The sequence below is a fragment of the Methylophaga sp. UBA3603 genome, from assembly GCF_002375335.1.
Taxonomy (GTDB): Bacteria; Pseudomonadota; Gammaproteobacteria; order Nitrosococcales; family Methylophagaceae; genus Methylophaga.
Window position 1 is genome coordinate 551,034 of record NZ_DFMC01000009.1, and the last position, 15,842, is coordinate 566,875.

The window sequence follows — 15,842 nt, forward strand, 5'->3', positions numbered from 1 at the left end:
GTTAATGAGTTATCTAATAATTTCGCCGTGCCGAAACGAATCAGCTTATATGCGGAAGACTCTTGAAACGGTTGTTCAGCAATCAATTACACCTTCTTTGTGGGTAATTGTAGATGATGGCTCGACGGATGAAACCCCAAATATTCTGGCTGAATATGCAGAAAAATATCCATTTATTAAAGTTATTACTCGTGAAAACCGTGGGCATCGAAGTGTAGGGCCTGGAGTGATTGAAGCTTTTTATCATGGCTACAATCAAGTGGATGTTTCTCAATTCGACTATGTTTGTAAGCTTGATTTAGATCTTGATTTACCGCCCAGATATTTTGAAACTTTGATAGACCGGATGCAGCAGAACCCACGTATTGGTACATGTAGTGGTAAAGCTTATTTCCGTGATAAAAAAACTGGTGAACTGATAAGCGAAAAATGTGGTGATGAAATGTCGGTTGGTATGACCAAGTTTTATCGACGCACTTGTTTTGAAGCGATTGGCGGATTTGTACGCCAGGTTATGTGGGATGGCATTGATTGTCATAAATGTCGTCAAATGGGGTGGATTGCAGTAAGTTGGGATGAACCCGATTTACGCTTTATCCATTTGCGGCCAATGGGATCAAGCCAGCAAGGTATTGTGACTGGACGCATGCGTCATGGATTTGGCCAGTATTTTATGGGAACCGGCCTTACCTACATGACAGCATCATCGATCTTTCGGATGTTGCATCCTCCTTATTTCCTTGGCGGTGCTGCCATGTGGTGGGGATATGTGAAAAGCATGCTGCAAGGTAAACCACGATTTGATGATAAAGAACTTGTACGATTTATTAATAAATATCAGTGGCAGTGTTTATTAAAGGGTAAAACCAAAGCAACTGAAGAGATAAATGCTCAGCAGGCAAAGGTGTGGGATCAACAATATGCCTGATAAGGCCGATTCTTCATTGCGGATAGCTTATCTGGCACCCGAGATTCCAGCACTATCAGCAACATTTGTTTATAACGAAATATTAGAACTCAATAAGCTTGGGGTTGATGTAAAGCCTTTTTCGGTTCATCGGCCGGGGCATCTAGCCACTGAAGCAACTCTTAGTCAGATAAGAAATAACGTTTTCCATTTGTACGAGACCGCTAAATTTCAGGTTTTATCAGATAATCTGATTATGCTATTTACTCGTCCGAATGGATATCTTCAAGCTGCTGGAAGATTAATAAGTGATGTTTTCAATCAGGGTCTGATTTCCCGGTCTGCATTGGGTCTTGGTTATCGATTTTTTTATGCGGCAACTTTGGCAAAACATTTAAGACAAGGAAAAATTCAACACTTGCATACGCATTTTGCTCATATCCCTACGGATATAGCGATGTATGCTGCGCCGATGGCAGGCATTGGCTTTAGTGTCCAGGCGCATGCGAATGATTTATTTGAAAGAGGCTGGTTACTCAAAAAAAAGGTAGATCGCTCTGTTTTTTTCGCCACCATTTCAGAATTTAATCAACGATTTCTTGAGAATTTAAACGCCGATTCAAAAAAAATTAAAATTATTCGATGCGGTGTTGACCAGGGATGGCAGCCTCCTGCTAAACCCACCCAAAAGAATGAGATATTCACTATTGGTACAGTCGGCCGACTGGTTGAAAAAAAAGGAATAGACACGCTTATCGATGCTATTTCCACACTGGTTAAAAGTGATCGAAAAGTATGTCTGAAAATTGCTGGTAATGGTCCGCTGGAATCTGCCTTAAAAAATCAGGCAGTTTCACTCGGATTAACAGACGAGTCAGTCCAGTTTGTCGGCGCCTTACCCCATGCTCAGGTGGCTGAGTTTATAAGCGGTTTGGATGTGTTTGTGTTGCCGTGTAAAAAAGACAGTAACGGTGATATGGACGGTATCCCCGTGGTGTTAATGGAAGCCATGCTTTGCCAGATACCGGTAATTTCAACTGAGCTTTCAGGTATTCCAGAATTAGTGGTAAATAATATTTCCGGTCTAACGATATCTCCTGATAATGATATTGAATTAACTAGGGCGATAAGCCAACTTATGGATTCACCTGATACCAGATTACGTTTGATTTCAGGAGGCAAGCAACGAGTTGAGGATGAGTTCTTGTTAAATAAAAATGTGGCAAAGCTTATAAAGTTAATTCAGACCTCAATAAATAGCAGAATAAATAAATGAAATTAACGGCTTCAACACCTCCGTTGAGTTTTGTTAGGAATCAGTATTGTTTATTGGGGCTGCCTTTTGATGCCGTATCACTTAAAGAGGCTGCAGCGATTATCTCAGAATCTATCGAACAACAGACTCCCTGTTGTGTCTCTACGCCTAATCTTAATTTCACCGTCATGGCACAGGATGATCCTGAATTTTATAACTCGGTGATTGAAAGTGATCTGGTTGTTGCAGATGGCATGCCTCTTATTTGGGTCGCTAAGCTACTTAACCTACCAATTGAAGAACGAATTGCCGGATCAGATCTGTTTGCTTATTTATCAGATCAACCCAGAGAGCGAAAAATTCGGGTTTTTTTCTTTGGTGGTGAAAGCGGCATTGCTGAAAAAGCGCATCATGAATTGAATAAAACCAGTCCAGGTATGGAAAGTTGTGGATTTTATGATCCGGGGTTTGTTTCGATTGAAGCCATGAGTAAAGAGAGCATTATTGAGCATATCAATGCTTGTGCGCCTGATTTTATTGTTGTTGCGCTAGGCGCGAAAAAAGGACAGCGCTGGATTATGCAAAATCGAGACAGCTTAACTGCCCCAGTTATTAGTCATTTGGGAGCTGTGATTAATTTTGTTGCAGGTAGTGTTCAACGTGCCCCTGAAAAATGGCAACGTTTTGGTATTGAATGGTTATGGCGAATTAAACAGGAACCGAAGCTATATAAACGCTACTTTGGTGATGGTTTGCGATTCATACAGATGTTGCTGACACAAACATTGCCTTTATCTATATATAGAAAGAAGCTTGAACGAAACATTGACCCTAGCAACTCAGAAGTCTTAGCTGATACATTACCGCATCATGAAGATTTCATGGTAAGCCTAAAAGGGAATATCTCTGCTGAACAGTTACCCGAATTAGACTCGGCTTTTAAAACCGCCTTGGAAAAAAATAAAAATATAATTATTGATGGGGAAAATATTCAAAACGTATCAATGGATGTCCTCGCCAGGATAATTATCTATCAAGGTAAGCTGAGAAATTGCAATAAACAAATGTTCTTAAAAGATTTTCCTGACAAGATTGTTACACTGCTACGCTTGTCTGGCGTTTTACCCAGATTCAGGCTAATCTGGACCAATAAATAAAAATAGGGAAGAGGGGTAGACTTTGTTTAATATAAAGACGACAGGGATGTTTATCCTTGCACTCACAATAGCCATAATAGCCTATTGGGCGGGGCTTGCTGAAGCTGTTTCAAGATGGAGCAACCAGGAAGAATACAGCCATGGTTTTTTAATCCCATTAGTTACTCTCTTTATTCTATGGGAAAAACGTAATTTAATTAATGCTGCAAAAGGGCCCCCTCTGTGGTCTGGGGTGTTCGTGATACTGATTGCCATAATTATTTTTATTGTGGGCGAAATCAGCGCGCTGTTTTTACTTATTCAATACTCCTTTGTAATGGTTCTGCTTGGGCTTTCGATGGTCACTGTCGGCAAAGCAACTAAATATACCTTTGCTCCTATACTGTTACTTTTATTTGCGATTCCCTTACCCTACGTTATAGAAGTCGTTCTTACTGCCAAGCTTCAGTTATTTTCCTCGTGGTTAGGTGTTCAGGTCATTCGATTATTCCAGATTCCGGTATTCCTGGAAGGCAATATTATTGACCTGGGTGTCTATCAACTTCAGGTAGTTGAGGCCTGCAGTGGTCTGCGTTATCTCTTTCCATTAATGAGTTTGGGATTTATTGCTGCGTATTTTTATCAAGCGGCTTTCTGGAAGCGTGCCACCGTTTTTCTGATGACAATTCCAATTACCATTTTGATGAACAGTTTCCGGATCGGTGCTATTGGCGTCATGGTCGATAATTGGGGCATCTCAATGGCAGAAGGCTTTCTGCATGATTTTGAGGGCTGGATTATCTTTATGGCCTGCGCGGCTTTGCTTTTCTTACTGGTGGTGTTGCTGGAGAAAATTGCACCTAGTCGCAAAACACTGTCACAGCTTTTTGGTGTAGAGGATCATGCACCTGCGAACAAAATGTTTAGTGGGGATTCACTTGGGTATTCCTACAAACCATTTATAGTCGTTCTGCTGATGTTAAGTGCAGCTCTGTTTGCTACCAAATTTTTTGATAATCGTGTTGAAGAAGTTCCTGAGCATCAGGAATTTATTAGTTTCCCATTACAATTTAATGATTGGATTGGTCAGCACGAAAAGTTAGATGAACGTGTGGTTGATAAGCTGGGGATGACAGATTATCTGTTTGTTAATTTCACGGGAATGGACAGTACTATTGTTAACCTTTATGTGGCTTACTATGAATCACAACGTAAAGGTCAGTCACCCCATTCGCCGCGAGTATGTATCCCGGGTGGTGGTTGGGAGATTGCAGATTTTCGCCGAACCGAAGTCATGGGTGAGCCAATTAACCGCGTTATTATCAAAAATGGTGATCAGGAACAGTTGGTTTATTACTGGTTCCAGGGGCGCGGCAGACAGATTGCCAATGAGTATTTGAATAAGTGGTTTTTATTCAAAGATGCTTTAATGGAAAACAGAACAGATGGTGCACTGGTTCGCTATGTCACGCCTGTGCTTCCAGGTGAGAGTCATCAGGACGCTGATGCCAGAATCCAGTCGCTTATGAAGAATACTTCACCGGAAATTAAACGTTATCTTGCAGAATAAGTTTAGGAATATGGCTATGAAAAATTTAAAACGTACCGTTCTTACAGCCCTATTGGTTGGTGTTATTTCAGGCTGTGGTTCTGCCGAGGAATCTTCTGAAAAGTTCATTGAAAGCGGTAAAGAGCTTATGAACGAGGGGGATTATGACAAAGCCCGGTTAGAGTTCCGAAATGCCTTGCAGATTAATCCGTTAGAAGCCGAAGGCTATTACCAACTGGCATTGATTGATGAAAAGAATCAGAACTGGAAAGGGATGTATGCCAATTTATCCACGGTAGAGTCCCTGGAGCCGAATCACGTCAATGCCATTGTTAAACTGGGTCAAATACAATTGCTATCTGGACGGCTTGAAGAAGCAATGGAGCGGGCTGAAAAAGCGCTTTCCCTTGAGCCGGAAAATATCGAAGCCATCTTGCTTCAGGCAACTGTATATATCAAACAGGAAAAATTTGACGAAGCAGAAAAGCAAATTAATCAGGCTTTATCTATAGATAGTAAGTCTATGGAGGCATTGTCAGCCAGAATAATGCTCTACAAAGAAACTGAACAATATGACGCAGCACTCTCTGCTGCTGACGAAGCATTAGCTGCTCATCCAGATTCATTGCCAGTAAAAATGATTAAGTTGAGTATTTACGAAGCACAAAAAGATTTTAATGCAATGGCGTCATTGCTCGCATCGCTATCAGAAGAAATGCCTGATGAAAGCTGGATTGCGATTTCTCGTACTAAATTGCTCAATGATGGGTTAAACCGTCCTCAGGAAGCACGTAAGGTTATGGAAGATTATATTGCTGCTAATCCTGATGATATTGAAACCAAACTGGCTTATGTCGGTTTTTTAAATAATTCTGATGCCGATGCTGCGGTAGTGAAGCTTGATCAATATTTAGCAGAAAACCCTGATAATCAGGAATTACGCTTTGCCAAACTGGAAATGCTGCAGAGACAGGGTAAAACCGATGATATGGTGGCTGAATTGGAAGCTATTATTGCTGCTGAACCTGATACCGATAGTGGTTTGAGAGCAAAGGCGACATTAGCTGGCCTTGAAGCCAGTAAGCAAAACTTTGACCAGGCTGAAAAAATGGCCGATGAAGTTCTTGCCATTGATTCACAAAATGAACAGGCATTATTGATCAAATCAAAATTACAAATTCGTAATGAGGATTTTGATTCTGCGATAAGTAATCTTCGCACAATAATCCGTAATAATCCTGAAGCCGATGAGGCGATGGTTTTGCTTGCTCAGGTCTATATGAAAACCGGTTCAGCACAATTAGCTGAGAATAGCTTCAGGCAGGCGTTATCTGTCAATCCACGTAATCCTCAGGCTGCCATGTCGGTTGCCAGTAGCCTTATGCGAAGCAATGATCTGGAGCGAACTGAAAATGTATTGATTGGTGCTTTGGAAGGTAATCCGGATTCTGAAGAGTTATTACAGGCTTTAGCACAAGTCCGAATTCTTAAACGTGACTGGGCTGGCACCCAGAAAACATTGGAGTCTTTAGGGGATTCTGAGTCGGCTTTGACGCACCTTTTAAGTGCTCAGATGTATCAAGGGCTTGAAGATTATACATTGGCTATATCTGAATATGATCGGGCCTTACAGATTGATCCTGGTCTTACTCGTGCCTTGCAGGAGCTGGCCCAAAGCTATGTACGTCTGGAACAGCAAGAAAAGATGATTGAATACCTTAATCAACACATTGCGGATCATCCTCAACAGTTGAATGGGTACTCAGTATTAAGTAATTACTATGTGTCGCAGAACGACTGGGATGCTGCGATAGATGTCACTAAAAAAGGAATTCAGACGAATCCTCAGTGGGGTGGAGGCTATGGCATGATGGCTGGTATGTATCATCAAAAAGGTGATATGGAACAGGCCGTTTCAACTTATCAGCAAGGTCTGGAAAAATTACCTGAAGACAACGTTCTTACTTTACAGCTGGCCTCAACATATGAATCTATGGGAGAGTTTCAAAAGGCCCGGGATTTATATGAAGAAGTTATTTCCCGAGATCCTTCAATTGATGTTGCTGCCAACAATCTGGCCAGTTTGCTGACGGATCAGTTTGAATCGCCAGAAAATCTGCAGCGGGCATTAACATTGTCCAGCCGTTTTCGGGATTCTGAACAACCTTATTTTGCCGATACCTTTGGCTGGGTAAACTACAAAATGGGTAATTATGAAGATGCCAGACCTGCATTGGAGACAGCAGCTTCAAGTGATGATGCAATTGCTTTATTCCATTATCATCTTGGCCGTGTTTATGTTGCCTTGAGTATGCCTGAAGAGGCTCGTCAGTCATTTGAGCGCGCTCAACGTATGGCAAATGAAGAGAATGATGAGGCGTTGGTGGCTAAAATTACTGAACAATTAAGTCAGTTGTAACGTAGTACATTTTTGTTAGTAAACTCTATGGCATTGATAACGGATTAAAGAGCGTAGTTTTTGTAAAAAAATAAACTGTTAACTTTAATCCGTTTTGCATCGGTTGATTTGATTGAGTCCGAGATAAAATAAACGCACTTACTTTTTTTTGCTTAGCTGTCCTAGTAAATATGCAGGCAATAGGGTTTTAAAAGCTAACCAACCTGATGAGCTGGAATACAAAGTTGTTTTCTTAATAGTCTCATCAAAATCTAATTGAAGCTAATTTAAGGAGTTTTGCCTGTGGAAAGGGAGAATATAGTCTGGCACATGCACAAAGTCAGCAAAGCGGATCGTAGTCAGCAAAAAAAACAGCGCTCTGCCATTTTATGGTTTACCGGTTTAAGTGCCTCGGGCAAATCCACTATTGCCGGTGCAGTAGAACAGGCTTTATTTGAGTTAGGACATCATACGTATTTGCTGGATGGTGATAATGTCAGACATGGGCTGAATAAAGATCTTGGTTTTTCTGATGATGACCGAATTGAAAATATTCGCCGTATCGGTGAAATGGCTAAGTTGTTTGCCGATGCTGGATTAATTGTTTTAACCGCTTTTATTTCACCTTTTCGCTCTGATCGCCGTTTGGTACGTGACTTGGTCGAAGCAGATGAATTTGTCGAAGTCTATATGGATACACCACTGAGTGTGTGTGAGCAGCGAGATCCAAAAGGTCTTTATCAAAAAGCCCGTCGGGGTGAGATTAAGAACTTTACGGGGATTGATTCCGAATACGAAGCTCCAGAAGCGGCCGAAGTCACTTTGAATACGGCCGAATGTGATATTGCCGAGTGCGTGGCACAGGTAATTGAGTATTTACGGACAAACAATATCATCCATAGTAAGGCTTAAGATGCGGTTTATTGATGTATTTAATGGCGATGCCGATGGCATTTGCGCGCTGGTGCAATTGCGACTTGCCGAACCGAGGGACTCCGAGTTAGTTACAGGCATTAAGCGTGATATTAACCTGCTTAAGAACGTTCAGGCTGATGCAGGTGACAAGCTGACAGTGCTGGATATCTCAATGGAAAAGAATGCCGTTGATTTAATGCGTTTGCTTGATGCAGGAGCCGATGTGTTTTATGCCGATCATCATCAACCAGGTGATATTCCACAACATGCCGGCTTATCTGCTTATATCGATATGGCCGCAACTACCTGTACCTCACTCATCGTTGATAACTATCTTGAGGGACAATTTCATCAGTGGGCTATTACTGCCGCATATGGTGATAATCTGACTGCTGTGGCAGATAAACTTGCTGACGAAGCCGGAATGAGCAATGCCCAACGTGAAGAGTTATCCTCGCTGGGGATTTATCTTAATTACAACGGCTATGGTGCCAATACGGATGATTTGTTATTCCATCCGGCCGAGTTATTTAAACAGTGCGTTGCTTACACTTCCCCCTTTGATTTTATCCATGATAATCGTGCGGCTTATGAAAAGCTTTCAACCGGTTATAACGAAGATATGCGTTCTGGCTTAACCATTTCCCCAAAATATCAAACAGACAAGCTGGCCGTTATCTGTTTGCCTGATGAAAAGTGGGCGCGTCGTGTCAGTGGGGTTTTGGGTAATGAATTGGCAAACCAGTTTCCCGACCGAGCACATGCGATTGTTTCAGTAAAAGATGCTGATCACTATCTGGTAAGTATACGGGCACCGAACTCTAACCGGAGTGGCGCTGATGAGATTGCCGGTCAATTTCCAACCGGTGGTGGACGTAAAGCGGCCGCCGGGATTAATGCTCTTCCAATGAATCAGCTTGATCAGCTTATTGAGGTGATGGAGAAACAATACGCCTAGAACACTAATGTTAAATTTAAAAAAGCCTTGCAGAACTTAATCTGCAGGGCTCTTTTATGCGTAGTTTTAACCTGCCATGCGTTTTAAAACATCGTCTTTTCGGATGAAGTGATGATATAGCGCCCCGGTAATATGGGCGATCACCAGAAATACCAATAAAAATGCAAAAGGAGAGTGCCACTCACCAAGGGAAAGTGCCCACGGAACTTCACCAGCAGGTTTGCCAATCAGTTCAACACCAAACACTTTGACCGGATAGCCTTTACCGTGAATATATAAGGCCCCAAGGAAAGGCATAACAAGCATGGATAGATACATCAACCGATGTGCCAGTTTGGCCATAGTGCCGTCCATTCCCTGGTTAGTTGGGCGCTGAGGTTTTTGTTTCATCGTCCACAATAGGCGCGTGATTGTGAGAATCAGAATAATGGCACCCATGGAGACATGCCATGGACCAAAGGTATCACCCAGCCAATGTTCGCCTTCATTAATCCGATCAGCAAATTTAAAAAACTGCTGCAACACCAATACGGCGATTACCCAATGAAAAAAACGCGTGATGGAGCCATAGCGTTCGTTATCGTCATCTAACATTTCTCTCTCCTTTGTTTGCCATCATTTCTTATCTTCACGAGAACGTTATCTCGCTTAGGGCTTGTTTTTCTTTCATATCTACCACTGCTGGAGACTATTTTTGTGTCCGACAAGGCGGAAAGCACGCAGTGTAGTCTTCCTACATAAGTGTTTGACAAATGAGTCTGGAACTCATTTGAACAGCTTAGCTGGCCGCGTAGCGGTGAAGTACAGGGATGTATTTCATACAACACAGGCGGGCGCAAAAATAGTCCCAGCCCTTCGGGTTGTGACTGAAAAAGCGCCACTCTGTGTTTCTCGTCGCTTATTTAGAATTACTAAAAGGCGCTCCTTGTGCCTTGATTGACGCTTTTTCAGCTCACAACAGAGGCGGAGATGAAAGATAAACAAGCCCTAGTATATGAGCGGCAAGTTTAAGTGTTTATTAAGAGATTATGATTAGGCCCTCGTTATCAATTTTGCATTATCAGACCTCTTGAAAATGCGTGTGGATCTGCTCCAGTCGTTCATACACATGATCAATAAAAGACTGGGCCACACGTGACGGATATTTGCCCATTGGGTGAACCAGACACCATGAACGGCGAATGGGAAAGTCTTGAATTTCCAACATCTTCAATTGTCCGGTTCGTAACTCAGCAATCACACTTAACCTTGGCAGGATGGCTACTCCAAGACCGGCAATAACAGCGTGTTTAATGCTTTCATTGGAACTTAATTCCATGGTCGGTTTAATTTGCAGACGATGTTGCTGACAGTGATGTTCAACGGCAAACCGAGTTCCTGAACCATTTTCTCGTATCAACATGGGCTCGGCAAAAAACTGCTTTGCTGTGACCTGATTTTGTTTGTTCAAAGGATGTTGGTTGTTGATTACAGCAATGAGTTCATTATCCAGGAAAGGTAATGTGCTTAATGAGCGTCCTTCAGGGACCATTGCCATAATGACCACATCATCAATATTCAGTTTTAATCTTTCCAAGGCCTGGGTACGGTTTACAACGTCGATATGAACATTTACCGCTGGGAATTCTTTCAGAAAGCTGCTTAGTAAATAGGGCACGACAGTTTGCGATGAACTGACAATACTTAAGCGTAAATCGCCTGAGAGCGCTTCCCGCAATAAATTCAATTCGCTTTGTAGTTCACTCATTTGACCAAATAAACGTTCTATAAACACTGCCACCCGTTCACCTGCTTCGGTGCAATACAGTTGGCGTCCGATATATTCAAACAGTGGCTGCTCAAGTGCATTTTCCAGATGCCGCATTTGTGAGCTGACCGCAGGTTGGGTAAGACCCAGATATTCCGCTGCTTTGCGATAACCTTTATATTGGTAGACCGCCTGAAAAACCTGCATTTGTCTGAATGACAAACGGGATACTAATTGTTGAAGACTGAGCGCCATTTACTGCACCTGTATATTAAGTGATAAGTTTTTACTTATCGGTGAATTATATTTAATTGATTTTTGTTTATCAGTAATTTGTTTTACGCTTTGCCAACAAATCTGGCCGAGGCTGAGCTATGTTGAAAAAAATCCTGATCGCCAATCGCGGCGAAATTGCTGTTCGAATTGTCCGGGCCTGCTCGGAAATGGGGATTCGTTCAGTGGCAATTTATACTGAACCGGATCGTTATGCCTTACACGTGAAACGCGCTGATGAATCCTATTCACTTGGCGACGACCCGCTGGAAGGTTATCTGGACCCGGTCCGGCTGGTAAATCTGGCCGTCGAAACCGGCTGTGATGCGATTCATCCTGGTTATGGTTTCTTGTCTGAAAATGCTCGTTTCGCCCGCTTGTGCGAACAAAACGGCATTATCTTTATTGGCCCTAAAGCCTCAGTCATTGAAAAGATGGGCGATAAAACTGCCGCTCGCGATAGCATGCGTAAAGCTGGTGTTCCTATTACGCCAGGCTCTGACGGTAACCTTGAAAATATTGAAGAAGCATTAACGGTTGCTGACGAGATTGGTTACCCCATCATGATTAAAGCCACTTCCGGTGGTGGTGGTCGAGGTATTCGTCGTTGTGATACACCGGCTGAACTGAAACAACAGTTTCCCCGGGTTATTTCTGAAGCGACCAAAGCCTTTGGCTCAGCTGAAGTGTTTATGGAAAAGTGCATCGTTAACCCACGGCATATTGAAGTACAGGTGTTGGCAGACAGTCATGGCAATGTGGTGCATTTATACGAACGTGATTGTTCCATCCAACGCCGAAACCAAAAATTGATTGAAATTGCTCCAAGTCCTCAGTTAACACCAGAACAACGTAACTATATTGGTGGGTTGGCGGTGAAAGCCACTGAAGCCGTTGGTTATGAAAATGCCGGAACCGTTGAATTTTTGCTGACCGGAAATCAGGTGTATTTCATGGAGATGAATACCCGGATCCAGGTCGAACACACCATTACCGAACAGATCACCGGTATTGATATTGTTCGCGAACAATTGCGCATCGCCGCCGGTGAAACCTTGCGATATCGTCAGGAAGATATTCATTACCGAGGTTTTGCTCTGCAGTTCCGGATAAATGCTGAAGATCCGAAAAATGATTTCCTGCCCAGTTTCGGTCGAATCACACATTACTATGCACCGGGTGGCCCGGGTGTTCGTGTCGATACCGCGATTTATACCGGCTATGAAATCCCGCCTTATTTTGACTCGATGTGTTTGAAGCTGGTGGTCTGGGCACTGGATTGGGAAGATGCCGTCGATCGTGGTCGTCGTGCTCTTGATGATATGCGTTTGCATGGCATTAAAACCACGGCCAGTTACTATCAACAGATCCTCAAACATCCCGATTTTAGAGCAGGAAAATTTGATACCAGCTTTGTTGCTGCTCATCCCGAATTACTGACCTATTCAGATAAACGTCATCCCACCGCATTGGCACTGGTATTGGCTACGGCCATCGCCGCGCATGCAGGCTGGTAAAACAAGTTAGCCGGAGAATTGTAATGAAACAAATTCAAGTTACTGATGTGACGCTGCGTGATGCACATCAATCATTGATTGCCACCCGCATGCGTACTGATGACATGTTACCGATCTGCGAAAAGCTGGATCGGGTGGGTTACTGGTCGTTGGAAGTATGGGGCGGGGCGACTTTTGATGCCTGCGTGCGTTACCTGAAAGAAGATCCATGGCAACGGTTGCGGTTGTTACGTGGAATGTTACCCAACACACGATTGCAAATGCTGTTACGTGGTCAGAATCTTTTGGGATATCGTCACTATGCGGATGATGTGGTGCAGGCTTTTGTGGCCAAAGCCGCTGAGAATGGCATTGATGTGTTCCGGATTTTTGATGCGTTGAATGATATGCGTAATCTGGAAACCGCAATAAAAGCGGTGAAGGATGCCGGTAAACATGCTCAAGGCACTATCGCTTATACCACCAGTCCGGTACACACACCTGAATTGTTTGTTGAACAGGCTAAAACGCTGCGTGATATGGGCGCGGATTCCATTGCGATAAAAGATATGGCCGGTCTGCTGGCTCCGTATCCCACTTATGAGCTGGTCAAAGCCATTAAATCCGCTGTGGATTTACCATTAGTGATTCATAGTCATTCCACCTCTGGTTTGGCACCGCTGTGTCAGTTGAAAGCCATTGAGGCGGGCGTTGACCGGATTGATACCGCCATATCAGCCTTTGCTGGCGGCACCAGTCATCCTGCCACGGAAAGCCAGGTGGCGGCGTTAAATGGAACCGAATGGGATACCGGTCTGGATTTGAATTTATTGTCGGAAATTGCCGATTATTTCCGTGAAGTGCGTAAAAAATACCATCAGTTCGAAAGCGAATTCACGCGTGAAGATGTTTCGGTTCAAATCAATCAGGTGCCCGGTGGCATGATGTCCAATCTGGCCAATCAGCTGAAAGAGCAGAATGCTTTGGATCGTATCCGTGAAGTATTTGCCGAGATCCCAAGAGTCCGTGAAGATCTGGGCTTTCCACCATTGGTCACGCCAACCTCACAGATTGTCGGTACTCAGGCGGTTTATAACGTATTAAGTGGTGAGCGTTATAAAACCATCACTAATGAAGTGAAACGTTATTTACTGGGTGGCTATGGCCAGCCACCGGCACCGATTAATGCCGAATTACAACGCAAAGCCATTGGCAATGAAACCGTGATGGAATCACGTCCAGCCGATTCCATTGCCCCTGAAATGGATAAATTACGTGCCAAGGTAGGGGATTTGGCAACCTGCGAAGAAGATGTATTAACGTTTGCCATGTTCCCCGATATCGGCCGTGAATTCCTGCAGCAACGCCTGGATGGAACGTTGCAACCAGAGCCTTTGATTCCTGAGAGTAAAGGTAAAGCACCAGGCACGGTATCAACCGAGTTTAAAGTCGATGTGCATGGTGAAACATATGATGTTGCCATTACCGGTGTCGGCGACGTTGGTGGCGGCAAACGCAAAATGTATGTGTCAGTCGATGGTATGCCCGAAGAAGTCGTATTTGAAACCATCAGCGAATTTGTTTCTGGTGGTGCTCAGCAAGGCCGCAAAAAAGCCAGCGATCCTGGTCATGTCACCACACCATTACCAGGTAATGTGGTTGAAGTCCTTGTCAATGTTGGCGACAAAGTGAACTCCGGACAATCGACGATGATTATCGAAGCCATGAAAATGGAATCCGAGTTGCTGGCTAATATCGATGGGGAAGTCAAAGCGATCCATGTCACTAAAGGGGATCGGGTGACACCTGGAGAGGTGCTGATCGAAATTGGTTAACACTTTTTCTTTGGCTGGCTTAAAGCAAGGTTTAATCCTTAGCGATTGTGACGGCGTATTACTATCTAAGTAGTACTTAGTCCTGTGTATTAACTTATTAGATGTTCTGGCGCTAGACTCGATGATACAGATAAGTATTGTGGAGTCGCATAATGACACTGACGGCTGAGCGTAGAAAACCCTCAATATACGATAATTTGGGGGGAGCTGAGGGTATTGAAAAGCTAGTTAATACCTTTTGTGATGTATTGGAAACAACAGAAGTCGGACGGCCGATTCATCTGCTGCATTTACGCGGTCATGGTATGGCACACGCCCGTATGGAACAGTTCAATTTTTTCTCGGGTATGTTTGGCGGGCCGAAGCTTTATGCTGAGAAGTGGGGGCATTCCAATGTGCGACAAATCCATGAGCATGTTGAAATCACCGAAGCACACAAGGATGCCTGGTTAGCTTCCATGCAACTGGCTATCGAAAAACTGAATTACGACCCCGAGATGAAACAACTTCTAATGGAAAACTTTGAGCGCATGGCCGGTTTATTGGTCAAGCACTAGGTGGGACTAAACAACTAGGGGCTGTTGCCCCTTAAATCTGGTTAATCCTGCTCATGCTCCATAGCATCCAAACTGTCGTAATAAATGATCGCCAGATAGCGGATAGGCATTTTTAACTTGGCTTCAGGACGATGTGGTTGTTCAGCATTGAATGTCAGTGAATCGCCTGGATTCAGAATATAGCGTTCATCACCGACAGTGTATTCAAGCCTTCCTTCCAGCATGAAGATAAATTCGACACCAGAGTGTTCAAATGGGGCAAATACTTCGCTTTCTTCTTCCAGTGAAATTAAAAAAGGCTCAAATAACTTTTTTGGCCCCTGATCGTAGGCGAGCAAATGATAGGTGTGGCCGGATTTAGTGCCACGTCTGACCACTTCCATCCCTTCACCATTTTTAACATATTGCGCACCACCTCTGGGGGTATCGTAATCATGAAACAGTTTGGACAGCGTAACGCCTAGCGCATTCGCTAAATGTTCCAGTTTTTCCAGGCTCGGTGACGTTAAGCCATTTTCAATTTTACTAAGCATCCCCCGACTCAGGCTGGCCCGTTTGGCAACTTCGGCAATAGTCAGTCCGTTATCAAGACGAATATGGCGCAGCGTGTTGCCAAGGTGTTTGTCCAGGGATTTGATAGTGGTTTCGATTCCATTCATCTCTTGTTTATCGCTCACGCCGTTTAAATCTCCTTGCCTGCTACATTAATAGAACCTTGATCATACACGAATTTTTTTCGTGGAAGGTCACGAAAGATTCATATGAGGAAAAAAAGTTTCTTTGAGGTGTTGACATCCGATTTCTCACGTGAGTAAA

The 15,842-nt window shown here is 43.5% G+C and carries 13 protein-coding genes; 10 read left to right on the forward strand and 3 right to left on the reverse strand.

Going from position 1 to position 15,842, the window contains the following annotated elements:
* Window positions 1-4 precede the first annotated feature (4 nt).
* The 7 genes from B4F66_RS09885 (at window position 5) to B4F66_RS09915 (ending at window position 9,118) form a co-directional block, all read left to right on the forward strand.
* Complete coding sequence (locus tag B4F66_RS09885; RefSeq protein ID WP_292355616.1) at window positions 5-928, forward strand: glycosyltransferase family 2 protein; 924 nt, start codon at window positions 5-7, stop codon at window positions 926-928.
* Window positions 921-2,183 carry a glycosyltransferase gene (locus B4F66_RS09890; protein ID WP_292355618.1) on the forward strand — a complete coding sequence of 421 codons (1,263 nt, stop codon included), beginning with the start codon at window positions 921-923 and terminating at the stop codon, window positions 2,181-2,183. The genes B4F66_RS09885 and B4F66_RS09890 overlap by 8 nt, the downstream gene beginning before the upstream one ends.
* A complete protein-coding gene (locus B4F66_RS09895; protein ID WP_292355620.1) occupies window positions 2,180-3,319 on the forward strand; it encodes a WecB/TagA/CpsF family glycosyltransferase in 1,140 nt (379 codons plus the stop codon). Before B4F66_RS09890 ends, B4F66_RS09895 begins: the two co-directional genes overlap by 4 nt.
* Window positions 3,320-3,341: 22 nt before the next feature.
* Window positions 3,342-4,868 carry a VPLPA-CTERM-specific exosortase XrtD gene (gene xrtD / locus B4F66_RS09900; protein ID WP_292355622.1) on the forward strand — a complete coding sequence of 509 codons (1,527 nt, stop codon included), beginning with the start codon at window positions 3,342-3,344 and terminating at the stop codon, window positions 4,866-4,868.
* Between the two features lie 16 nt (window positions 4,869-4,884).
* Window positions 4,885-7,266 (forward strand): tetratricopeptide repeat protein, encoded by a 2,382-nt coding sequence (locus tag B4F66_RS09905; RefSeq protein ID WP_292355624.1) that lies wholly within the window; start codon window positions 4,885-4,887, stop codon window positions 7,264-7,266.
* 282 nt (window positions 7,267-7,548) lie between these two features.
* On the forward strand, window positions 7,549-8,157 hold the full coding sequence (gene cysC / locus B4F66_RS09910) for an adenylyl-sulfate kinase (protein WP_292355627.1): 609 nt from the start codon (window positions 7,549-7,551) through the stop codon (window positions 8,155-8,157).
* A gap of 1 nt (window position 8,158) precedes the next feature.
* Window positions 8,159-9,118, forward strand: a complete 960-nt coding sequence (locus B4F66_RS09915) for a DHH family phosphoesterase (protein ID WP_292355629.1) — start codon at window positions 8,159-8,161, stop codon at window positions 9,116-9,118.
* Window positions 9,119-9,184: 66 nt separating this feature from the next.
* Here B4F66_RS09915 and B4F66_RS09920 read toward each other — a convergent pair whose 3' ends face one another.
* Together B4F66_RS09920 and B4F66_RS09925 are read right to left on the reverse strand one after the other, a co-directional pair.
* Entirely contained in the window at window positions 9,185-9,712 is a 528-nt protein-coding gene (locus B4F66_RS09920; protein WP_292355631.1) for a cytochrome b, read from the reverse strand.
* 466 nt (window positions 9,713-10,178) lie between these two features.
* A complete protein-coding gene (locus tag B4F66_RS09925; protein ID WP_292355634.1) occupies window positions 10,179-11,120 on the reverse strand; it encodes a LysR family transcriptional regulator in 942 nt (313 codons plus the stop codon).
* A 119-nt stretch (window positions 11,121-11,239) separates the two neighbouring features.
* Here B4F66_RS09925 and B4F66_RS09930 point away from each other — a divergent pair, with 119 nt between their 5' ends.
* The 3 genes from B4F66_RS09930 (at window position 11,240) to B4F66_RS09940 (ending at window position 15,026) form a co-directional block, all read left to right on the forward strand.
* On the forward strand, window positions 11,240-12,655 hold the full coding sequence (locus tag B4F66_RS09930) for an acetyl-CoA carboxylase biotin carboxylase subunit (RefSeq protein ID WP_292355636.1): 1,416 nt from the start codon (window positions 11,240-11,242) through the stop codon (window positions 12,653-12,655).
* A gap of 23 nt (window positions 12,656-12,678) precedes the next feature.
* Entirely contained in the window at window positions 12,679-14,469 is a 1,791-nt protein-coding gene (gene oadA / locus B4F66_RS09935) for a sodium-extruding oxaloacetate decarboxylase subunit alpha (RefSeq protein WP_292355637.1), read from the forward strand.
* Window positions 14,470-14,621: 152 nt separating this feature from the next.
* Window positions 14,622-15,026 carry a group II truncated hemoglobin gene (locus B4F66_RS09940; protein ID WP_292355639.1) on the forward strand — a complete coding sequence of 135 codons (405 nt, stop codon included), beginning with the start codon at window positions 14,622-14,624 and terminating at the stop codon, window positions 15,024-15,026.
* Between the two features lie 41 nt (window positions 15,027-15,067).
* Here B4F66_RS09940 and B4F66_RS09945 read toward each other — a convergent pair whose 3' ends face one another.
* The gene (locus B4F66_RS09945; RefSeq protein WP_292355641.1) at window positions 15,068-15,703 is read right to left on the reverse strand and encodes a helix-turn-helix domain-containing protein; all 636 of its coding nucleotides are present in this window, start codon (window positions 15,701-15,703) and stop codon (window positions 15,068-15,070) included.
* Between the last annotated feature and the right edge of the window lie 139 nt (window positions 15,704-15,842).